15 protein-coding genes are annotated in these 22,271 nt (G+C 58.6%); 7 read left to right on the top strand and 8 right to left on the bottom strand.

Features of this window, described 5'->3' with window-relative positions; genetic code table 11:
• The first annotated feature begins 59 nt into the window (after positions 1-59).
• The 7 genes from RT282_RS03950 (at position 60) to RT282_RS03920 (ending at position 10,590) form a co-directional block, all read left to right on the top strand.
• Positions 60-1,043, top strand: a complete 984-nt coding sequence (locus tag RT282_RS03950; RefSeq protein WP_313311941.1) for a branched-chain amino acid ABC transporter permease — start codon at positions 60-62, stop codon at positions 1,041-1,043.
• Between the two features lie 160 nt (positions 1,044-1,203).
• Positions 1,204-2,262: a branched-chain amino acid ABC transporter permease gene (locus RT282_RS03945; protein ID WP_313311939.1), complete on the top strand. Its 1,059-nt coding sequence runs from the start codon at positions 1,204-1,206 to the stop codon at positions 2,260-2,262.
• 25 nt (positions 2,263-2,287) lie between these two features.
• Positions 2,288-4,486, top strand: coding sequence for a 3-hydroxybutyrate oligomer hydrolase family protein (locus RT282_RS03940; RefSeq protein ID WP_313311937.1), 2,199 nt, complete (start codon positions 2,288-2,290; stop codon positions 4,484-4,486).
• A gap of 7 nt (positions 4,487-4,493) precedes the next feature.
• Complete coding sequence (locus RT282_RS03935) at positions 4,494-5,651, top strand: ABC transporter substrate-binding protein (protein ID WP_313311935.1); 1,158 nt, start codon at positions 4,494-4,496, stop codon at positions 5,649-5,651.
• A 28-nt stretch (positions 5,652-5,679) separates the two neighbouring features.
• Entirely contained in the window at positions 5,680-6,555 is an 876-nt protein-coding gene (locus RT282_RS03930) for an alpha/beta hydrolase (RefSeq protein WP_313311933.1), read from the top strand.
• A 132-nt stretch (positions 6,556-6,687) separates the two neighbouring features.
• Positions 6,688-8,703, top strand: coding sequence for a tetratricopeptide repeat protein (locus RT282_RS03925; RefSeq protein WP_313311931.1), 2,016 nt, complete (start codon positions 6,688-6,690; stop codon positions 8,701-8,703).
• Between the two features lie 36 nt (positions 8,704-8,739).
• On the top strand, positions 8,740-10,590 hold the full coding sequence (locus tag RT282_RS03920) for a glycosyltransferase (RefSeq protein WP_313311929.1): 1,851 nt from the start codon (positions 8,740-8,742) through the stop codon (positions 10,588-10,590).
• A gap of 13 nt (positions 10,591-10,603) precedes the next feature.
• Here the strand turns inward: RT282_RS03920 and RT282_RS03915 are convergent, their stop codons facing one another.
• The 8 genes from RT282_RS03915 to RT282_RS03880 all read right to left on the bottom strand — a co-directional run bounded on the left by RT282_RS03915 (position 10,604) and on the right by RT282_RS03880 (position 22,268).
• On the bottom strand, positions 10,604-11,050 hold the full coding sequence (locus RT282_RS03915) for a GtrA family protein (protein WP_313311926.1): 447 nt from the start codon (positions 11,048-11,050) through the stop codon (positions 10,604-10,606).
• Positions 11,047-11,925 carry a WxcM-like domain-containing protein gene (locus RT282_RS03910; protein WP_313311924.1) on the bottom strand — a complete coding sequence of 293 codons (879 nt, stop codon included), beginning with the start codon at positions 11,923-11,925 and terminating at the stop codon, positions 11,047-11,049. The genes RT282_RS03915 and RT282_RS03910 overlap by 4 nt, the downstream gene beginning before the upstream one ends.
• A complete protein-coding gene (locus tag RT282_RS03905) occupies positions 11,926-12,840 on the bottom strand; it encodes a hypothetical protein (RefSeq protein ID WP_313311922.1) in 915 nt (304 codons plus the stop codon).
• Complete coding sequence (locus RT282_RS03900; protein WP_313311920.1) at positions 12,837-13,778, bottom strand: glycosyltransferase family 2 protein; 942 nt, start codon at positions 13,776-13,778, stop codon at positions 12,837-12,839. Before RT282_RS03900 ends, RT282_RS03905 begins: the two co-directional genes overlap by 4 nt.
• Positions 13,775-14,869, bottom strand: coding sequence for a DegT/DnrJ/EryC1/StrS family aminotransferase (locus RT282_RS03895; protein ID WP_313311918.1), 1,095 nt, complete (start codon positions 14,867-14,869; stop codon positions 13,775-13,777). The genes RT282_RS03900 and RT282_RS03895 overlap by 4 nt, the downstream gene beginning before the upstream one ends.
• A gap of 23 nt (positions 14,870-14,892) precedes the next feature.
• A complete protein-coding gene (locus RT282_RS03890) occupies positions 14,893-16,260 on the bottom strand; it encodes a hypothetical protein (protein WP_313311917.1) in 1,368 nt (455 codons plus the stop codon).
• Between the two features lie 121 nt (positions 16,261-16,381).
• Positions 16,382-18,208: a hypothetical protein gene (locus RT282_RS03885; RefSeq protein WP_313311915.1), complete on the bottom strand. Its 1,827-nt coding sequence runs from the start codon at positions 18,206-18,208 to the stop codon at positions 16,382-16,384.
• Between the two features lie 19 nt (positions 18,209-18,227).
• Positions 18,228-22,268 (bottom strand): glycosyltransferase, encoded by a 4,041-nt coding sequence (locus RT282_RS03880; RefSeq protein ID WP_313311913.1) that lies wholly within the window; start codon positions 22,266-22,268, stop codon positions 18,228-18,230.
• Positions 22,269-22,271: the final 3 nt, after the last annotated feature.

Raw genomic sequence — 22,271 nt, 5'->3', positions numbered from 1 at the left:
GCCCTTGCCAGACAAGCGTTGGCAGCTATTCGAACCATAGCATTCCAGGAGGCAGCGAGATGAGCGCCCGCGACCTGGACTGGCGCCCCCTGGCCCTGGTGCCGCTGCTGGCGCTGATCGCCGCGCCGCTGGTCGGCTCGGCCTCGACCTGGCTGACGCTGACCGTGGCCGGGCTGGCCATGGGCATGATCATCTTCATCATCGCCTCGGGCCTGACGCTGGTCTTCGGCCTAATGGACGTGCTGAACTTCGGCCACGGCGTGTTCATCGCCCTGGGCGCCTTCGTGGCCACCAGCGTGCTGGGCGCCATGGGCGACTGGACAGCTTCAGCCGCGCTGTGGCGCAACCTGGTGGCGGTGCTGCCGGCCATGGTGGTGGCGATGCTGGTGGCCGGCGCCGTGGGCCTGGCCTTCGAGCGCTTCATCGTGCGGCCCGTGTACGGCCAGCACCTCAAGCAGATCCTCATCACCATGGGCGGGATGATCATCGGCGAGGAGCTGATCAAGGTGGTCTGGGGCCCGCAGCAGATCCCGCTGCCGCTGCCCGCGGGCATGCGTGGCTCGCTGCTGGTGGGTGACGCGGCCATCGAGAAGTACCGCCTGATCGCGGTGGTCGTGGGCCTGGCGGTGTTCGCCCTGCTGGCCTGGACGCTGGCGCGCACCAAGGTCGGCCTGCTGATTCGCGCCGGCGTGCAGGACCGCGAGATGGTCGAGAGCCTGGGCTACCGCATCCGGCGGCTGTTCGTGGGCGTGTTCGTGGTGGGCTCGGCGCTGGCCGGCCTGGGCGGCGTGATGTGGGGGCTGTACCAGCAGAGCGTGGTGCCGCAGATGGGCGCGCAGGTCAACATCCTGATCTTCATCGTCATCATCATCGGCGGCCTGGGCTCTACCTCCGGCGCGCTGATCGGCGCGCTGCTGGTGGGGCTGATGGCCAACTACACGGGCTTTTTGCTGCCCAAGGTAGCGCTGTTTTCCAACATCGCACTGATGGTGGCCATCCTGCTGTGGCGGCCGCAGGGCCTGTTTCCAGTCACGAGCCGATGAGATACCCCCTGAGTCGCTTCGCGCCTTCACCCTGCAAGGGAGACGCCACCCGTGCGGCGGGGCGGCCCTTGCACGGTGGCCGCTGGCCCAGGTGGCGCCCAAGCAGGGCGCCGCAGCCCTGCGCAGGGCGCACCGGGGCACAGAAGAAAGGCACATCCGCATGCTGAACCGCCTTCTCTCCGGCGACTACCCGCGCAACCGCGTGCTGGCGGCCCTTCTGGTGGCCATCTTCGTCGGGCTGCTGCTGGCGCCCTTCCTGTTTCCCGGCGTCAAGGCGCTGAACGTGGCGGCCAAGGTGCTGATCTTCGTGGTGCTGGTGGCCAGCTTCGACCTGCTGCTGGGCTACACCGGCATCGTCAGTTTTGCGCACACCATGTTCTTCGGCATCGGCGCCTACGGCATCGCCATCGCCACCACACGCATGGGCGCCACCTGGGGCGCACTGGCCGCGGGCACGGCCGGGGCGCTGGCCCTGTCGCTGCTGCTGTCGCTGGCGGTGGGACTGTTTTCGCTGCGGGTGCGTGCCATCTTCTTCGCCATGATCACGCTGGCCGTGGCGGCGGCGTTCCAGACGCTGGCCTCGCAGCTGTCGGAGCTGACGGGCGGCGAGGACGGCCTCACCTTCCGCGTGCCCGAGCTGCTGTCGCCGAGCTTCGAGCCGTTCGAGGAGCCCTTCCTGGGCGTGTCCATCGACGGGCGGCTGATCTCGTACTACCTGCTGTTCGTGATGGCCACGCTGCTGGTGCTGGCGCTGCTGCGCATCGTCAATTCGCCCTTCGGCCGGGTGCTGCAGGCCATCCGCGAGAACGAGTTCCGCGCCGAGGCCATCGGCTACCGGGTGGTGGTGTACCGCACCCTGTCGTCGGTGCTGTCGGCGCTGTTCGCCACCCTGGCCGGCTGCATGCTGGCCCTCTGGCTGCGCTACAACGGGCCCGACACCTCGCTGTCCTTCGAAATCATGATGGATGTGCTGCTGATCGTGGTCATCGGCGGCATGGGCACGCTGTACGGCTCGGCCATCGGCGCCGTGCTGTTCCTCGTCGCCCAAAGCTATCTGCAGGACCTGCTGCGCCTGGGGAGCGAGGCCACCACAGGCCTGCCCTGGCTGTCCGCCCTGCTCAGCCCCGACCGCTGGCTGCTGTGGCTGGGCCTGCTGTTCGTGTTGTCGGTTTATTACTTCCCCACCGGCGTGGTGGGGCGCTTGCGTTCACGCCATTGAAACCCACTACTACCAGGAGACAAGCATGCAAGAGACCCACCTTTCCCACCACAGCGCAGCGCGCTGGGCGTTGACGGCCGCCGCAGCCGCCGTCCTGGCCGCCTGCGGCGGCGGCAGCGGCGGCTCCCTGGGGCCATCCAACGAGTTGCCGGCGGGCGTGCGCGAGATCAGCGCCACCGCCTACCCGGCCACCACCGTCGGCAGTGGCAGCACCGCCGCCACGCAAGACCTGCTGACGGGCGGCATCGGCAAGACCGGCCTGGGCGCTGCCGCCGCGCCGGCCTACGCCGACCCGGCCCACCCGACGGCCGCCGAGCTGCGCCGCAACGCCCTGTACTCCAACTACCGCGGCATCCTCGACCCGCTGCCCGGCGGTGGCTACGGCACTTTGTATGGCCCCAACGTCACGGCCGACGGCCAGGTGACCAGCAGCGAAGGCCTGATCCCCGGCCACGAATATCTGGCGGTGCTCGACGACGGCTCCAGCCGCAAGCAGACCGTGATCGCGGTGCAGGTGCCCGACAGCTTCAGCGCCGCCAACCCCTGCATCGTGCTGGGCGCCTCCTCGGGCTCGCGCGGCGTCTACGGCGCCATCGGCACGGCCGGCGAGTGGGGCCTGAAGAAGGGCTGCGCCGTGGCGTTGACCGACGCCGGCAAGGGCGTGGGCCTGCACAACCTGGCCGACGACACGGTAAACCAGCTCGACGGCACGCGCGCCACGCGCAGCGCAGCCGGCAACCAGAGCTTCTTCACCGCCCTGGGCGACGCGGCGCGTGCGGCCTACAACGCAGCCTTCCCCAATCGCATCGCCGTCAAGCACGCGCATTCGCAGCAAAACCCCGAGAAGGACTGGGGCAGCGACACGCTGGCCGCCGGCCGCTACGCGCTGTACGTGCTGAATGCGCGCTACGGCACGGCCGCCAATCCGGTGCCGTTCACCAAGGGCAACACGGTGGTCATCGCGGGCTCGGCCTCCAATGGCGGCGCGGCCTCGCTGCGTGCGGCCGAGCAGGACGGCGAAGGCCTGATCGACGGCGTGGTGGCCTCCGAGCCCGTCACCGAGATGCCCACCGCCAGCGGCTATGGCATCCAGTTCGGCGGCGCGCCCGTGGCCGGCTACGGCCGCACGCTGGCCGAGTACACCACCTACGGCAACATCTACCAGCCCTGCGCCGCGCTGGCGGCCGACGCGGCACTGACCGAGGTCTCGATCTACAACTACATCGGCCTGACGTCCATGACGGCGCGCGCCACCGCGCGCTGCGATGGCCTGGCCGCCAAGGGTCTGGTGAGCGGCGCCACCACCGCCGAGCGCGCGGCCGATGCGCTGGCCCGGCTGCACACCTACGGCTGGTCAGCCGAGAACGACACCATGCACAACGCCCACTACGCTTTGGGCAACGGGCCCATCCTGTCGGCCATGTACACCATGGCCTACGGCCGCTTCGCCGCCGACGCCAACCTGTGCGCCACCAGCTTCGCGGCCGCCAGCCTGACGGGCGACGTGGTCGCCGCCACGCCCACCGCGCTGGCGCAGAGCTTTGCCACCGCCAACGGCACGGCCAACGGCACGCCGGCCACGGTGATCTACAACGATTCGGTGGGCGGGGCCAAGGCCTGGCAGTTCGCCGTCTCGCCCTCCACCGGCGCGGCCGACCTGGGGCTGGACAACGCGCTGTGCCAGCACGCGCTGGTCAGCGGCAAGGACCTGGCGACGGGTGTCGCGCTCACGGCCTCGAGCACGCCCACCAAGGCCGACAGCGACAAGGTGCGTGCCGGCATCCAGGAGGTGCTGCACAGCGCCAACCTGCGCGGCAAGCCGGCCATCATCGTGGCCGGCCGCAGCGATGCGCTGGTGCCGGTGAACAACAACGCGCGCGCCTACACGGCGCTCAACCGCACGATCGAAGGCACGTCGAGCAAGCTGCGCTACATCGAGGTCGTGAACGGCCAGCACTTCGACGCTTTCTTGCCGTTTGCGGGCTTTGACACCCGCTTCGTGCCGCTGCACCCGTACTTCAACCAGGCCATGGACGCGATGTGGGCCCACCTGAAGAACGGCGCAGCCCTGCCCGCCAGCCAGGTGGTGCGCACCACGCCGCGCGGCGGCACGCCCGGTGCGGCGCCCGCGATCACCGCGGCCAACGTGCCGCCCTTCGTGGCCGCGCCGGCAGCGGGCGAGCAGATCGGCTTTGCCGGCTCGTCCCTCACCGTGCCCCGCTGAGGCCGGCATGCAGCAAGCACTGCCCATCGGCAGGCGCGCCAGGAGGCTGCTGGCCGCCCTGGCGCTGTGCGCCCTCGGCGCCACGGGCCGGCCGGCCCTGGCGGCCGAGGTGGTGGTAGGCCAGGTAGCGCCGCTGTCGGGCGTGCTGGCCTCCACCGGCCAGCAGATGGTGCTGGGCGGCAAGATCTATTTCGACTGGGTCAACGCCCAGGGCGGCGTGCACGGCGCCACCATCCGCCAGGAGGTGGTGGACGACGGCTACAAGGTGCCCGAGACCGTGCGCCTGACGCGCGAACTGCTGTCCCGCCCCGAGGTGGTGGCGCTGTTCGGCTTCGCCGGCACGGCCAACATCACGCAGCTGCTGGCGGACGGCGTGCTGGAGCAGGGCGGCGCTGCGCTGGTGGCGCCCTACACCGGCGGCGAGTCGCTGCGCACGCCGTTCAACCCGTGGATCTTCCACGTGCGCGCCGGCTACGCCGACGAGGCCGAACACATGGTGCAGCAGCTGACTACCATCGGTGTGGAACGCGTGGCCGTGATGTACCAGGACGACGGCTTCGGCAAGGCCGGCCTGGCAGGTGTGCAGGCGGCGCTGGCCAAGCGCGGGCGCACGGCCATCGCCGAGGCGCCCTACGAGCGCAACACCGACCAGGTCGAATCGGCCGTGCAGGCCATCAAGGCGGCCGACGCGCAGGCCGTGATCCTGATCGCCATCAACCGCCCGGCCGCAGCCTTCATCAAGCGCTACCGCGAGCTGGGCGGCGGTGCGCAGCTGTACAACATCTCGGTGGTCGACCCGTCCGAGATCGTGCAGCTGGCCGGCCTGAAGAACGCCCACGGCGTGGGCATCACCCAGGTCGTGCCCTACCCTTACCGGCCCATGCTGCCCGTGGTGCGTGAGTACCAGAAGCTGCTGAAGGAGTACGCGCCCGGCGCCGAGGTGAACTACACCAGCTTCGAGGAATTCCTGGGCGCCAAGGTGCTGGTCGAGGCCCTGCGCCGCGCCGGCCCGCAGCCCACGCGCGCCAAGGTGCTCAGGAGCCTGGAGTCGCTGCAGGAGTTCGACTTAGGGGGCATGACCGTCAGCTATTCGCCGCGCAACCGCGTCGGCTCGCGCATGGTTGAAGTCACTGTCATCGGCAGCAGCGGGCGGCTCGTGCGCTGATGCATCCCACGCCTGAAGGCTTCTTCCCATGACCGCACCCCGATCCCGCTACGCCAGCTGCGCCGGCTATGAAATCCACTACATGGAGTGGGGCGATCCGCACGCGCCGGTGGTCATCGCCTGGCACGGCCTGGCGCGCACCGGGCGCGACATGGACGACTTGGCCGCCCACCTGTCCGACCGCTACCGCGTCATCTGCCCCGACACCCTGGGCCGGGGCCTGAGCCAGTGGGCCGGCCGGCCAGACACCGAGTACAGCCTGGCCTTCTACGCGCGCCTGACGGCCGAGCTGTTCGACCGGTTGGACGTGGAGCACGCCCACTGGGTCGGCACCTCCATGGGCGGGGCCATCGGCACGGTCTGCGCGGCCGGGCTGCAGGAGAGCACCCTGGCCGGGCGCATCCGCAGCCTGCTGCTCAACGACAACGCCCCGCGCCTGGCCGAGGCCGCGCTGCAGCGCATCCGCGCCTACGCGGGCCAGCCCCCCAGCTTTGCCACCATGGCCGAGCTGGAGACGTTCTTTCGCCAGGTCTACGCGCCCTACGGCTGGCTGAGCGACGATCAGTGGCGCCGCCTGGCCGAAACCTCGGCCCGCCGCCTGCCCGACGGCCGCCTGACGCCGCACTACGACCCGGCCATGGTGCGCCAGTTCACCGCGCACGAGAACGACTACCTGATCTGGCCGCACTGGGACGCGCTGCGCCTGCCGGTGCTGCTGCTGCGCGGCGAATCGTCCGACCTGGTGCTGCCCGAGACCGTGGCCGAGATGCGCACCCGCGGCCCTGGGGCGCGCGGCCTGCTGGAGGTGGTGGAAGTGCCCGGCTGCGGGCATGCGCCGGCGCTGAACGTGCCGGCGCACTATGCACTGGTGGACGGGTTTCTGGCCCGGGTTGAATCAAAATAGATAGCTGCCCACGCTTGACTGGCAAGGGCTGTATGCCTTTTTTATCCCAACAACAAGGCCGGCCCGTCGGCGTCAGGGCCCGGTCAAGCCGGTGGCTTAGACTCACGCGACCGTTTTTTGCCGCCGCTTCCCATGGTTTCTCCCTCCGCCTCCCGCTGGCTGTTCGCCGCGCTGCTCGTCCTGGCCGTGCTGGGCGTGTATCTGCCCGGCCTGCACAACGGCCTGCTGTTCGATGACCTGCGCCTGGAGGACGGCACGATCTTCCAGGCCTACGGCAGCCTGCTCGAGCCACGCCAGCGCATGCTGTCGTATGGCAGCTTCGTTTGGGTGCAGGAGGTCTTCGGCGAGGGCTGGTGGAAGCAGCGCCTGGTCAACGTGCTGCTGCACCTGGGCGTGGTGGCGGCGCTGTATGCGCTGCTGCGCTCGCTGCTGCTGACGGCGCGCTTTCCGGCCAGCTTCGAGGAGCAGGCGCACTTCGCCGCGTCGCGCACTGCCGCGCTGCGCGTGGGCGTGGCTCTGTTCGCGCTCAACCCGGTGGCGGTGTATGCGGTGGCGTACCTGGTGCAGCGCTCCATCGTCATGGCCACGCTGTTCGCGCTGCTGGCGTGCTGGATGTTCGTGCGCGGCCTGCAGACGCGTGCCGCTGCATGGTTCGCTGGGGCGCTGCTGGCCTATGTGCTGGCACTGCTGTCCAAGGAATACGCGGTGATGACCGCCGCGCTGGCCGTGCCGCTGTACGTGTACGTGCGCCGCCCGCCGTACAAGCAGGTGGCACAGGTGGCGGCGGCGGCGCTGCTGCTCGTCGCCGCAGCCGTGGCCGTGCTATGGCGCGTTTATGGCGGCGTCATCGGCCAGGTGTTTGACGCGCAATCGCAGGAGCTGGTGCAGCAGCTCGACGCCCTGCGCCCCGGCGTCGCGCAGCGCATCTATCCCTTGAGCATCCTCAACGAAGCGGCGCTGTTCTTCTTCTACGGCCTGCTGTGGGTGCTGCCGAACGTGCAGTGGATGTCCATCGACGTGCGCCCGCCCTTCCCGCTGGGCTTTGCCTCTGCCTGGCACCTGCTGGGCGCCCTGGGCTACCTGGCGCTGCTGCTGGGCGCTGGCTGGCTGGTGCTGCGCCGCAGCAACCTGTGGGGCCTGGCGGCGCTGCTGCTGCTGATGCCACTGCTGTGGTACTTCACCGAATTTGCCTCCGTGTGGGTGCAGGACCCGTTCGTGCTGTACCGCAGCTACCTGTGGGCCGTGGCCCTGCCGGGGCTGGCTGCCATCGTGCTGACCGGCTTTCGGCCGCGCAGCATCTACATCTTGGGCGTGGTGGCCGGGCTGGCCTTCGGCGCCTTGGCGCTGGAGCGCGTGCTGTCGCTGCAAAACGCCGGCACCGCCTGGGCCGACGCCGCCGAGAAGATCGACCGCAAGGCGCCAGCCAACGCCGTGGGCCGCAGCCGCGCCTATCTGAACCTGGGCGCGCACCACCTGGAAAAAGGCCTGTACGCCCAGGCCGAGCGCGACTTTGCCATGGCCGAGGCCCTGGGCGACACGGGCGGCAAGGCCCGCTTCAACATTGGCGTGACGCTGCAGCAGCAAAAGAAGCATGCCGAAGCCTTGAGCGCCTTCGCCGCCGCCGAAGCCCAGGGCTTCACCGGGCAGTCGCTGCACTACCACCGCGGTGAATCGGCCTTTGCCAAGGGCAACTATGCGCTGGCCTTCCAGGCCTTCGACGCCGCCCACCGCGAGGCCAGCGACGCGCTGGACGGCGGCGACAAGCTTCAGCAGCTCATCCGCCTGCGCCGGGCGGAGACGGCCATCGGCGCCAACCAGTTCGATGCGGCCATCGAGGCCTTCACCGAACTGCTCAAGGAAAGCCCCGGCAACCCGCGCCTGGAGATGGGCTTGGGCATGGCCTTGGTGGGCAAGGGCGAGACGGAGCGCGCCATCGCCCTGTTCGACCAGCTGCTGGCGCGTGCCCCCACGGCCAGCACCTTCTACGGCCGCGCCATGGCCTATCGCACCGCCGGCAACCTGCCCCAGAGCCTGAAAGACCTGGACCGGGCCCTGAAGCTGGACCCACGCAACCCGCAATACCGCGCGGTGCGCGAGCAAGTGGTCGCTGAAGCCGGCACTAAGGCCGCACGCGGCCCGCAGCGCTGAGCCGGCAGCCAGCGCTGGTCAGCGGAGCCCCACTACATGCGCGTCCTGCACGTCGGCAAGTTCTATCCCCCCTATCGGGGCGGCATGGAGGTGTTTCTGGCCGACCTCATCAGCGAGCAGCGGCGCCAGGGCATCGACGCCCACGCGCTGGTGCATGGCGAACCCCTGCCCGATGACCCGCCCTGGGTGCAGCGCGTGCCGGTGCAGTTCAACCTGGTCTATGCGCCGATGGCGCTGGGCTTCAGGCGCGCACTGAACCAGGCCATCGACCGCGTCAAGCCCCACGTGCTGCACCTGCACATGCCCAACAACTCGGCGCTATGGGCGCTGACGCTGCCCGGCGCGCGCAAGGTGCCGTGGGTGGTGCACTGGCATTCGGACGTGGTGGTGTCCAACATCAAATGGTCGGTGGCACTGGCGTACATGCTGTACCGGCCGTTCGAGCAGGCGCTGCTGGAGCGCGCGCAGCAGGTGTTCGCCACGTCGCCGCCCTATCTGGAGGCCAGCGCTGCGCTGCGCCGCTGGCGGGGCAAGTGCGAAGTGGTGCCGCTGGGCATCGACCTGCGCAATGCGCCGCCCAACTCCGACCTGCCCGAATCCATGCAGTGGCGCGCCGGCATGCAGCTGCGCCTGCTGTCCATCGGCCGGTTGACCTACTACAAAGGGTTTGAAACCCTGATCCGTGCGGTGGCTACCCTGCCCGGGGTGGAACTGCTGATCGCCGGCGATGGCGAGCTGCACGACGCCCTGCACGTCCTGATCGCCAGCGCCACCCCGCCCGGCGCCCTGCCCGCCACACGCCTGTTGGGCGCCGTGGACGAGGCGCAGAAGCACGCCCTGCTGGCACAGTGCGACCTGTTCTGCCTGGCATCGCGCGAGCGCACCGAGGCCTTCGGCATCGTGCTGCTGGAGGCCATGCAGCATGCCAAACCCTGCCTGGTGACCGACCTGCCCGGCTCGGGCATGCCGTGGGTCGTGTCACACGCACGCTGCGGCCTGCACGTGCCGTATGAGGATGTGGACGCCTGGCGCAGCACCATCGCCCGCCTGCAGCACGACCCCGGCCTGCGCGCCCGCCTCGGCCAAGCGGGCGCTAAGGCCCTGCACCGGCACTTCGGCATCGGGCCCTGCGAACGCGTCACCGCCCGCCACTACCGCGGCCTGGCGCCGGGCTCCACCATCGCGCCGCCCACGCGGGGGTTGATGGTGGTCATCTCCACCCACAACAATGCCGCCGACATCGCCCACCTGCTGCAGCGGGTGCGCGCGCTCGTCAACGCCCCCGTGCTGGTGGTGGACAACCGCAGCACCGACGCCACCGACCACCTGGCCGAGCGCAACGGCGCCCGCGTGCTGCGCCCCCTGCTGGCCATGACGCCCTGGGGCAGCCTGCAAACCGGCATACGGCACGCGCTGGCACAGGGCTACGAATCCGTGGTCACCATCGACGCCCAGGGCCGCTACGAAGTGGAGGAACTGCCCACGCTGCTGGCCGCGCGCGGCCAGGCCGACATGGCCGTGGCTTACTTCGCCGCGCGCGACAGCCTGCCGCGCCGCGCCGCGTGGCAATGGTTCCGCTGGATCACGGGCCTGGGCCTGCGCGACTTCGTCTCGGGCTTTCGGCTGTACAACCGCGCGGCGATGGAAGTGGCCGCATCCGCCGAAGCCACCCTGCTGGACTACCAGGACATCGGCACCCTGCTGCTGATGCGCCGCCAGGGGCTGCGCATCACGGAAGTGGCACTGGCCATGCACACGCCCAAGGTGGACCGGTCCAGGATTTTTCGCTCATGGGCCAATGCCGTGCGGTATGTGGCCGTGTCTTCGCTGCTCAGCATCGCGCATGGGCGGCGTGGGCATACAGCACCGAACAACGCAAGGAATTGATAGCCTGAATCTCTCAGGATCTTGGCTCCGCATCGACAACGTTTGTGGAATCGTGATTTTTGCGCCCTTTTTCTTTGATTCCAGAATTAAGGACAAAACGATTCATCAAGTAGGTAAGTGGCAATGACGCGACAACGACAAATATAGGGGCAAAAGTCACGTTAATGCCTAACACCTCAACAAGCACTCCAAGAAGTAGAGCAGATATCAAATACTGCACCACATAGACAATAGGATAAGACAGAAGCCCCCGCCAAGACAGTGGGACCCGGAAAACCCAGCGCGCATTAACCCAATACGCAAAAACTATACCCATTGTATAGGCAATTAGATATGCCCACTGGTAGGGCATAGTAGTTTTCAGCAGTAGATATATCACATAGCTAAAGGCTGTGTTGGCTCCACCGCCAACAATAAATCGCAACCCACGCGCGAGGTTTGCCTTTTTGGCCGATTTCATGACACGCCAGCTTGCCCATTCACAATGTCAATGAACTCTGCATAGTTTCGAATGTAATCAGCGGAATCGTATACATGCGAAGCAAAGACCAGCAAAACCGCATCATTGGAATACTTATATTGAATCCCCCAGGTCATGGGAGGCAAATGAATGCCCATATCTGGAGACTCAAGCAGAACCTCGCAGCGAGATTTTCCATCGTCCACCACCACCGCACAGCTTCCCTTAACGCAAATCAAAAACTGATGGCACTGATGATGTGCGTGCTCTCCACGCGTTTTTTCACTGGGGACGTTGAACACTAGAAAATAGCGCTTGGGGTCAAAAGGAATGTCCTTGGGAAATTCCCCAACAGACAAATCGCCTCGCGGGTCACAAACCTTCTTTAGTCGATGTAGGGTCACACCACCAACCCCCAATGGGTGAGCATCGATCGAAGCTGGAAAATTAGCCTGAAGATGCCAAGGACTTAATTTACCACCTTCAAGGTTTTCCACATACCCTGTCACCCTTGCCGGAACCCCTGAAACAATTGCATATGGGGGAACGCCCTGCTCCACAACTGAGCCCGGCTTAACAATAGACCCCTCACCAATCACTACCCCTTGACAAATAATCACCCCTGCACCTACCTGCGCTCCCGCGCCAAGCGAAATGCCTTGACTATTTACCCTAGATGGCTCCTCCAAGATAACACCCGAGCCAAGACTACTGCCAGCACCCAGCCTGACATTCGACCAAATTTGTGTAAATCCATGTATAGCACAATGCTCTGAAATGCAGGCCCCCTCATACACAGATACAAAATCCCCAATTTTTGCGGAAGCAGGAATAAATACATTCCCATGAAGCAGCGCAGAACTTGAAACAGGCATTTATCTATTTCTCACATAAGTTGAAAATATATGCGAGCATCTGCCAACCTGGTATCCATGCCGATGCCACACTTTCAAAACCGTCCTATTTGTTGCCTGAGTCGTCATAAAAACTGTATCAAGCCCCTTTTCTTTAAATTTATAGCTCAATTCAGCAATAAGCCTGACATACCAACCACTCCTTTCACTGCTTACCGCAGATAAAACCATTTTCCCAATTTTTCTTTTAGAAAGAGAGGGAGGCGATTTCAAGTAATTACCTGTCAGGAAAGCATTTGCCGGACCATCCCTCGGGACAATTACCTCATCAGCGAACCCTCTAACAGAGTTCTCAATAAAAATTGCAAGAAAATCATCGGCCTCCTTTTTTAAAAAAAAATCATCCGCATGAAATCTATCATAATGATTCACCGCCTCTACGGCCACCCTTCTCAGATCCTCGATATCGTCTATCGTAGCACTGCGAATCGGAATTCGCCTAGGGTAGGAAAAACTCTGCAAGTCATCTCGGTAGCATGTGATTCTTGTTTCAACCAGTCGCCATCCTGATAACGTAATACCCGCAATAATTCTTATATCTTCACAGGGTATTTCCGAAAAAATATAATACTCTGAACAAGATGCACTTATATAATTTTTAAAACTCAAAAAAGCCTGCCGAAGGTCATAGGCATCAGCATTTTCAGAAAAATCCACAAACTCTATTCTAAAAAACGGCACACCAAAAAACTGCGTATCCCAGTCAAGTTTTCGGAAATAAATTAAAACACCAGAATTTCCCTCAAAAACCTCCACCCCGCTACAAATAGCCTGGCTGAGCTCTGACAGCCACGCCACGCCAATATCGTCAGCACCTTTCAAAAATCCAAAGGGAGAATAGAAAAAAGCCCTTTCTGAAGAAATAGTATTTATCATTGTGAATCCTTATTATTTCTTATAACCGATGCAAGCACTGCCAGCGGTCTTATTTTACTATTTTCATAACCCCGCCATGAATATGTACCAACCAGACCAAGACCAAGCAAATTAAGCATTCCGAAAAAGAGGACAGTTAACATCGTCGCGGCATAGCCTGGCACGGTAATTCGCCCCGACAAATTCCCAATCAAGACCAGCACACCCAATAAAGCAGATAGCACGCACCCCGCCACTCCAATCCGGATCAACAAACGGATGGGCAAGTCCGTGAACGCAAAAACGCTGTCCATCATGTAATCGACTTTCTTCCTGAAAGTCCAACTCGACTTACCTTCCTGGCGTTCGAGCCGTTCATAGCTGACCAACTTGCGACGAAATCCAAGCCAGAAAATCAGTGCAATCAGTGATGACCGAGATTCTTCCAACTTGAGCAACTGATCACGGAAAATTCGGTTGCATCCAAATACATCCACCCCCCCTTCAGGCATTTCAGGAACCACGAGCCGACGATAAAGGCCCCAAAAAAGCGCTGATGCCAGCCTTGATGTGTAGGGATCATGACGCCCTGTGCGAGTACCGATGGCCACGTCGCATTCATCCAATTCAAGCGCCTGGAAGAAAGCAATCAGCAACTCAGGCGGCTCCTGAAGATCGGCAGCCATGACCCCGAAGTACTCGCCCCGCGCGGCGGCCAGGCCCGTTCGGATCGCTGGAAAGGAGCCGAAATTGCGCGAATGGGCAAGTAGCTGCGCTGGAAACTCCAGCCCATCCAGCGCAGCTCGCAGCAATGCAAAGGATTGATCGGGACTGCCATCGACGACAAACACTGCCTCCATGCGGCCATCCAACTGGCGGCCCATGCTTGACAATGCCACCAGCAGGCGCGGAATAGAAGCCTCGTTCCTGTAAACGGGAATGACGACCGAGAATTTCATGGCTGCCACTCATTGACCGCTGCGATTACTTGCCCGACCTGTGCATCCGTCATTTCTGGATAGCAAGGCAAGGTCAGGACTTCGCGGCTGAGGCACTCTGTGTTTTCCAAACAGACAGTTTCGAAACGAGTGCCAAACACGGGCTGACGATAGTCCGGAATGGGGTAATGGATTTCGGCTGCAATGTCCATCTCGCGCAGGTGCGCGCGCAAAGCGTCGCGCCGAGCACTGCGCACCACATACAGGTGCGCCACGTACTCTGGTCCGCCCTGTGCAGGGAGTTGCACACTCCGATGAGTGATCTCAGCCGAATACTGCGCCGCGATGGCACGCCTGCGGTCATTCGTGCTATCAAGATCAGGCAAGAACACGGACAGAATCGCCGCCTGCATTTCGTCAAGGCGACTGTTGCGCGCACCACTGACCTCCACCTGGTATTTGGCAGTCCATCCGTACTGTCGCAAGCGCGCGACCTTCTCGGCAACGGCCTTCCTGCCTGTGACCACTGCGCCGCCGTCACCCAAGGCGCCCAAGTTCTTGGTGGGATAAAAACTGAATGAAGCAGCATCGCCGAACGACCCAACGCGCCGCCCATTAACACTGGCGCCGTGTGCCTGCGCGCAGTCCTCCAGTAAAGGGACACCCCGCCGCGCGCAAAGCTCGGCAATTGCTTCAATCTCTGGCACCGCCAGGCCATATAAATGGGTGGCCACGACGGCTTTTACCCCTGCAGCCAGCGCACGCTCCACCTCGAGCAAAGTCACATTGTGCGAAGACAAATCCACATCAAGAAAGAACGGCACCGCCCCAATAGCCAGCATCGCCGTCGTGGTGTACATACCGGCGTTTGCAATCGTGGCAACCTTGTCACCCTTTTCAACATCTAACGCTCTTAGAGCCAATTCAATGGCATCCGTGCCATTGGCCAAGCTGATGCAATGTGCAACCCCAATATAGTCGGCAAAAGATTGCTCAAATTGCTTCACTTCTGGCCCCAGCACCAGCCAGCCACTGTTAATCACGCGGCCTACTGCAGTCTTGATAGCTTCATCATAAGCATTGATGTGCGCCGATAAATCATTAATAAGCATAAAATTCCATTTTTAAAAGAATATTATTTATCCTTGCACTTCGGAATGCAAGCATATGCCATAAAAAACACAAATATAGAAACAAGACCGATCACATAGGTATTCCGTGAAGTCCATGGCCCCTGCCGACCGAAATATAATTGCCACCCAGTACTAAAATAATCTTGCGCCCCACTAGAAAATGCAGCGTTCACCCCATCACGAAGATAAATAGCCGGCACACACAATGCCAGAGCAAAAAACAAAAATAACAAGAGAGTTCTAATATTAAAATTACTCATCGCAACCAATGCGACAGCCACAGGAAAAGCAGCAATCCACTGACGGCTTTCAGACCCAACGATAAGAACCGGGAGATACGCCGCCAAAATTAGAAAAAGGGGGAAACTCCGATCCCTTTCAAAATTTCTGCCAGCGAATATCAACGACATTAATGCTAATATAAAAACTGGTCCAAAGTAGAGAAAATGAGCGACCAATGGCTTGAGCGGGGCAGATGACGCCTGCATTCTAAGAAAATAAAACAACGGCGGCCCTTGAAATCCATGATCCCAGTCAATCAAGGTGCGAATAGAGAAAAAGCCAACCAAGAGCACACCCAAAGCAAGCGCACCCCTCTTGATATTCACACCTCCAATTACAGAAAGCACTGGGGCAAAGACTCTAGAAAATATATATGCCACACAGACAAAGCAAAGAGCAAGTGCAAGAAGCGTCCAATATCTAAGCTCAGGAAACCCCACAGCAACACCCATAGGACGGCCGATAATTTCATCATCAGTGAGGGCTGCAATACTGGATAAAAAATAATAACCTGCGCATGCAGCCCCCGCAAAAGCAAACACAGAGAAATATTTTCTCACACCCTCATTACACAAAGGACGGATTGGCTCATTAAAAGGCATAACTGCCAATACAAGCGGAACAAAAAATAATCCTGGCATCACCCAGCATGCGTAAAAAATCAGCACCAAAAGAATCGTGAACCGAGACTCAACCCATGCCCATATCGCAAAAATCGTGAGGGCCAAGGCCAGATGATCACTGAGAATTGGATAATAAACAGGGAGTACAAGGTAGGGCCAACTAAAAAACAGGCACCCCGTTAAAACAACCGCCTTGAGAGAATTATTTATCAGATATTTTATTACCCTGAAAAACAATGCAGCCGCCGCAGACAAGATAATTACATTGACCACCATCTGAAAAAAGATGATTCCCAGCGGCTCAACACTGAGACGAGCCATCAGAACGCTTGGCAGGAAACCTGAAATTCGTATGAGACGATATGGGTCGCCATGAATATGGTCGCCCAAAGTCAACTTCATAATGTACCCAAGATAAGCTCCACCATCCCATCCCATGCCATCCCCCACGGGAATGAATCCCACCAACCAATACATCAAGGCATAAGACAGAAGGCAAAACACAAAAACATGGAATGGCCTCACTTTAATAATTAGCATAAACTTCTCAATTTATACCGAATCCAGCCCCAGCATCAAACATAATTCATTTGCAGCGATAGCCATCCGAATAAGTCGGAGAAACCGCTTGACGCCCTTTAACGCCGTAAATGCAGAAGTGTTTCTTCACCACGTCGACGTCAAGCGGACGTGACGCTCTGAATACGACAGAAAATCCAGAATTAATCAATCTGTCATTTTGCAGTGCTTTTGCAACATCCGGGCGGTTGACAATTCCATACTCATATTCACTCACATCAACATCGCCTAACCGGTTACTCACATGCAGGGCCACATCAGATTCAGCAGCATTCAGCGGAATCCAACCCAAAACCCTCACATCTCTTCCATCCACCTCCAGCACATCTACATGACCCCCGCCTACAGTTGTCTCCACATCAACAATATCCCCCCTCCTCCACCTTCTCAACGCACTATCAAATGCATTTCCAATCCAAATTTTCTTTTCAATGACCAGATCGATCGCATACTTGATATTCGAAGGATAAAAATCACGGCATAATATTTCTTTACGGTCAATATTATCTCTCACACATGCAATACCATTCAGCTCCCTATTTTTTTGGTATGAAAAAACCTTTTCGTAGCCCCACAATCCCAAATCACAAAATTTTAACAAACAAAGAGCAACAGTAAGAAACAAAAAAATCGAGAAAAATCGCAATCGGAACTTCGATAGAAAAACCCACACTAAACCAGAAATCCAAAAAGGAGCAAGAGCAGATACCCACCAATGATGGAATCTCGCCTTGGAAACGATCGAGGCAGAGTGATAGTCATGGACTGGGAGTAACCCACCTCTTCCATAAGAAACCATTGCCGCATACATCAGAATAATTACCGATGAATAGACATAAGTAATCAACAAAAGATCATGCTGCGGCGCACCTTTCAAAGATTTTTTCTCTAAAACTATTTGATAACCGATCACAGCCATAGGAGAAAATAACACAACTGCAATCAGGGCATCAAACCAGATAGCAGTTCCACGAAAACCAACCCCCTTACCAATAACCCCAAGAAAGAATATCCAAAATCTCGCATCAAATGGCGTAACAACAGAAGATGCGTGACTTTTTTCCAAAAGACTCCCCTGAGCCGTACTAACCATAAAAAACTGGATGGCCAGAACACCCAACGCAAGAAGAATTAGGAAAACGCCAAGGCGCCGTAGCTTCTTCTTAAAACTCTCCCCTTCAGCCTCGAGAAATGCGCCCATTAGCAAAGCAGCCCCGAGACCGAGAACAGGAATAAACCCAGATATATACGTCAAGCCAGAAACAACACTAAGCAGCGCTACAACAAGCGTCCCTAAAAGAGATGCTTCACTCTTCCGCAATGCCGACATCACCAGATAAAAAGAAACAACGGCAAAAACAACCGGAAGCCCCTGGTGATATGCGATATATGTGCCATCATCCCAATATCCATTTATTGACAGCGGCATCATCAAAAGCAACGTGGCTGCCGCACGCGCATATCCTTCATAGACCAATCGCAGGGCGAAAACAGCAAAGAACAGATAAAAAAGCAACCAAACGAGGGAAAGATATCTAGCAAATGCAAAATTAAAGTTCACAGCCTTAAATATCGTCACATCGAAAAAAGTGGCAATAGTTAAAGTATCATTTCCGACATAGATCCATTTACCGGCACCAAAGGCATTCATTGAATTCTTCAAAAAATACCTCCAGTCATCCCAAAATGGCATTGTCGGCCCGCTTGCTGCGTACCAAAGGACAAAGCATCCAAAAGTAACTATGACAATACCTATCGAAATCTTCTCAAAAAATTCTGCACCACCATTGAAATCATAGAAGGTCTCCTTACGTTCAGAAACGCGCAACATCATTCAATCTCCAGAAATCAGCTCACTGAACAGCAGGCATCCGAGGAGGCCACGCGTAGCTGAAATCCTCATAATCCAATGTGAGATTTGGGCTGTATGCCGGATCGTTCAGCAACTGCTCGCCCCAGCGCTCCTTCATGTAGGCAACTTCGGCGGCAAAACGCGCCTGCTTTTCTGGTGTGTCCTCATGACCCCGGCTCACGCTTTCATGGTGAAAAAGCTCCGCCAAGGGTGTCCATATATTTCGATATCCAGCTTCTCGCACGCGCAAGCAGAAATCTATGTCGTTGAATGCAATCTGCAGCCTTTTTTCCTCCAAGCCACCTATTTCATTGAAAACGGTCTTTTTGATCACAAGGCAGGCTGCGGTGACTGCAGATAATGATTGCGTTATGAGCAGGCGTGAAAAATATCCATGCGCGCCTTCTCTTGAGTATTTATGCGAATGACCAGCCACGCCGCCGATGCCCAAGATAACACCGCCATGCTGCAATGTCTTATCGGGATACCAAAGCTTGGCGCCCACTGCCCCCACCCCAGGACGCAAGGCATGTGCCACCATCACACTCAGCCAGCCCGGAGAGATGACTTCAATATCGTTATTCACAAGCGCGATCACATCCCCCCGAGCCATTTTGACAGCTTCATTATTCAAGCGGGAATAATTAAACGGACTATCATCCCTCACAACACGAGTATTTTTCTTTTTAGCCAATTGGTCAAAATAGGCCAAAGCATCTGGTTCGTTGGAGCCATTATCAATGACTAAAATTTCATAATTCTTATAGGTTGTTTTATTAATAATACTGTCTATGCACTGCTTCAGGAGTGCTTTACCATTGCGCGTAGGGATGATGATGGAGACCAAAGGCAGATTCGTAGGCAAATCATAAGAAGGCGCATAGCCATAACCCGCATACGTTACACGACCATTGACACCTGTTCTGGCAAAGTGTTCATTGATCGCGCGTTCGCCCGCCAAGGCCGCATAGGGCTTGCTGTCCCCAGACATGGCCGTGCTTTCTGAATGCACACGCCAGTGATAAAGCACCCTGGGCACATGAACGATCTGCGCTGGATCGATCTTTTCTATGCACCTCAGTGCAATGTCATAATCTTGTGAGCCCTCGAATCCCTCACGAAAACCTCCCACTGATTTCACCAAGCTGGCCTTATATGAACCCAAGTGGCAAATCATATTGTGGGAATAGAACAGATCAGGATTCCAGTCGCACTTGAAATAAGGGTCGCTGCGGCGCCCATTCTCAGAGATTTTGTCTTCATCGGAATAAATCAAGCGCGCATCAGGCGCCCGATTGATCGCTTCAACCACCCAAAACAAGGCGTTTTCGTTCAATAAATCATCGTGATCCAGCAGTGAAATCCATTCGCCTGTCGCCAATTCAAGCGCACTGTTGGACGCAGCCGATATGTGGCCGTTTTCCTTTCGGAACACAATCTTGATGCGCTTGTCCTGTTCGGCATACCGCTCCAGGATGGGGCGGATCGCGGGGTCGGTGGACGCGTCGTCGGCAATGCACAACTCCCAATGGGGGTAGATCTGTGCGCGCACCGATTCGATGGCCTCCACCAACCATTCCGGCTTGGGGTTGTACGTGGGCATTACCACTGATACCAACGGCTGGAGTGCAAATGCAGCTTGAACGTCGCGCATGCGCTGCCGGTCAGCGGCGGTCAAGGTGTCATAGCGGCGCACCCATTCGGTGTAGTCATTGCGATCTTGCACGGGGGCTTGATGGGCTGAGGCGTCACCCGCCATACCGTCTGCGGGCTGCGGGAGCGCTAGCAAGTTGGCATGCGGTAACTCAAGCGGTTTGACCGCTGTCTTGACGGTCTGCAGCAAAGCAGGCATGCCTTGCTGGCGCAACACCCGGTGTGCCAACTTGGCTGTGCGCAGCAACCCTCCATTGCGTTGAAGGACTGTATTGATCGCCCGTGCGGATGCGCGGACGTGCGCTAGCGGCTGGGCAGCCCAGCGCACAGGGCCAGTGACTCGCCAACTCGCGGAGTTGTATAGCGCGTTGATTTGGATATCTTTGGCGGCCAACGCGTGGGCGAGGTGGGTTAATTGCTGCTGCTGCGCTGCCAAGGCATCTGTCATCTCTGATAGTTGCCGCTTTTGCGACTGCAGCAGTTCTTCTGCCACGCCTGTGATGTGCCGATCTTGGAAGGCCAAGAGAGTTTTTGTGAGGCTCGCCAATTGCTTGTCTTGCGAGGCCAGCGTCCGAGTGAGTGTTCCAAGCTGCTCATCCCGTGAGGTCAGGGTCTGCGTCAGATTGATCAACTGCTGATCACGCGAAGAGAACTGGCCTTCGAGCTGCTCTACGCGATGGGCAAGGGCAAGAGATACCGGTCCGGACACGCCAATCTGCAAGGGCGCACTGGAAAGTAGTTCGGGTACCAGCTCCACAGGTAACCCAGCGGCCTCTGCTTGGACTTGCCTTTCCATGGCCGAGAATTTCTTTAGAGCCGCCAAATCGACTTCATATCCAGCGCTTTTAATAGCCGCCAAAATAAAACCGGATACTGTTTTCTCAAACAAATCCCTTGCTGCTCCAAAACGAGTGACGTCGCGCACCAATAGTTGAAGTGCACGGCAAAGGAGCCACCCAACAGGCATATCCTCCTTCAATCTCCACTCTCTGTCTATGGCATAGCAATTGCCGCTCGAGTCGCGGATTATATTTTGCGGCAATAAATCAAAAGATATCCCAGGAATAACGGAATCCACTGTCAAAGGCAGCGTTAAAGATCGATCGCAGGAAACGATGGATCTGACTATTTCAATATATGACCGCAAATATTGACCAAGACTTTCGAGAGACCATCCATCGTCTGAAACAAGGTGCACCAATTCGTCAGCGAGCGTTCGTCCCTTGATATATTTTGTATATTTCGGAACTTCTAATTGCAGCAGTATTTTGGAATTTTCTTCTGCCCCAGGCTCAATCAATTCGCAATAAACACCAATCTCATCGTGCGCATTTTTTTGGAAAACAGTTTTTTTGCAAAACTCACGTTTGCGCCCAGTACTGTAGTGAAAGGCCAATACATGAGGGTTGAGCGCAGATGCCTCCGAGACACTTGCAGCCACCAGGAATGAGTTGGCAAAGTCCACACCCATACCGTTTTCCACTACGGCAGGCCACGCCAATTCGGGCGCGAAGGCCAGTTGCTGTGGCAACTGCGGATCACGCCTCACGCTTTGTGATGCCAGCGCCGCCGGGTCAAAGTTGGGGTTTTCAAAACCGCTGGCGGTAACGATGGAGATAGGCAGTTTGTAATCTGGCAGGGCAGATAGAAATTCGGCATGCATAAAGCCTGCTGCTGCAATCAGATCCTGCAGCTTTTTACGCCCATAGGTTTGCGGTTGATCCGTGCGATAGCGCCCCTCGATACCGTACATTGGCACCCCCAAGTGGTCTTCAGGGGCGCCAGCCCAGTATTTCATCCCTAACTGATTTTCAATTGCAAGCAATAGCAAACCGCCCGGCTTCAGCAATGACCGTGCGCGCTCCAGCATGGTCAGCGCCGGCTGCGTGCTGGGCACAAACATATTTGCGTATTCAAGCACCCCAATAAGGGTAACAATATCAAATTGCGTGTTAACGCCGAATTGATCGAAGCTTTCAGCCAAGATCTCCACATTGGGCAAGTCATGAGTGCGTTTGCGCGCAATATTCGCTCGGCGGACAGATCCTTCCAGTGCGAGCACGCAGGCGCCACTTTCACCCATGTACCGTGTAATTGCACCGCAACCTGCGCCTATTTCCAATACCCGCGCTCCAGCCAGACGGGATTCGAACGGCCGCAAAATATTTGCGCGGCTACTGCTCAAATGGTAAAGCGATGGCCAATCGGTGATATGTTTTTTCAAACTATCTGACAATACGCTCAGATCTGGCACCTCGGTCATTATGCGCGCCAGCCGTTGTTCCACTTCATCACCATCGCTGTAGGCAATGCTTGTAAAACCTGGTTTTACCCAAATGTTTACTTCAGGTTCCCTCACGTAACCGGCCTGTTCTAATAGATTTTTCATTTT

Source organism: Pulveribacter sp., assembly GCF_032079985.1.
Classification (GTDB): Bacteria; Pseudomonadota; Gammaproteobacteria; order Burkholderiales; family Burkholderiaceae_C; genus Melaminivora.
The sequence above is the reverse complement of the archived record's forward strand: the minus strand, read 5'-3'. Positions and strand labels throughout refer to the sequence as shown.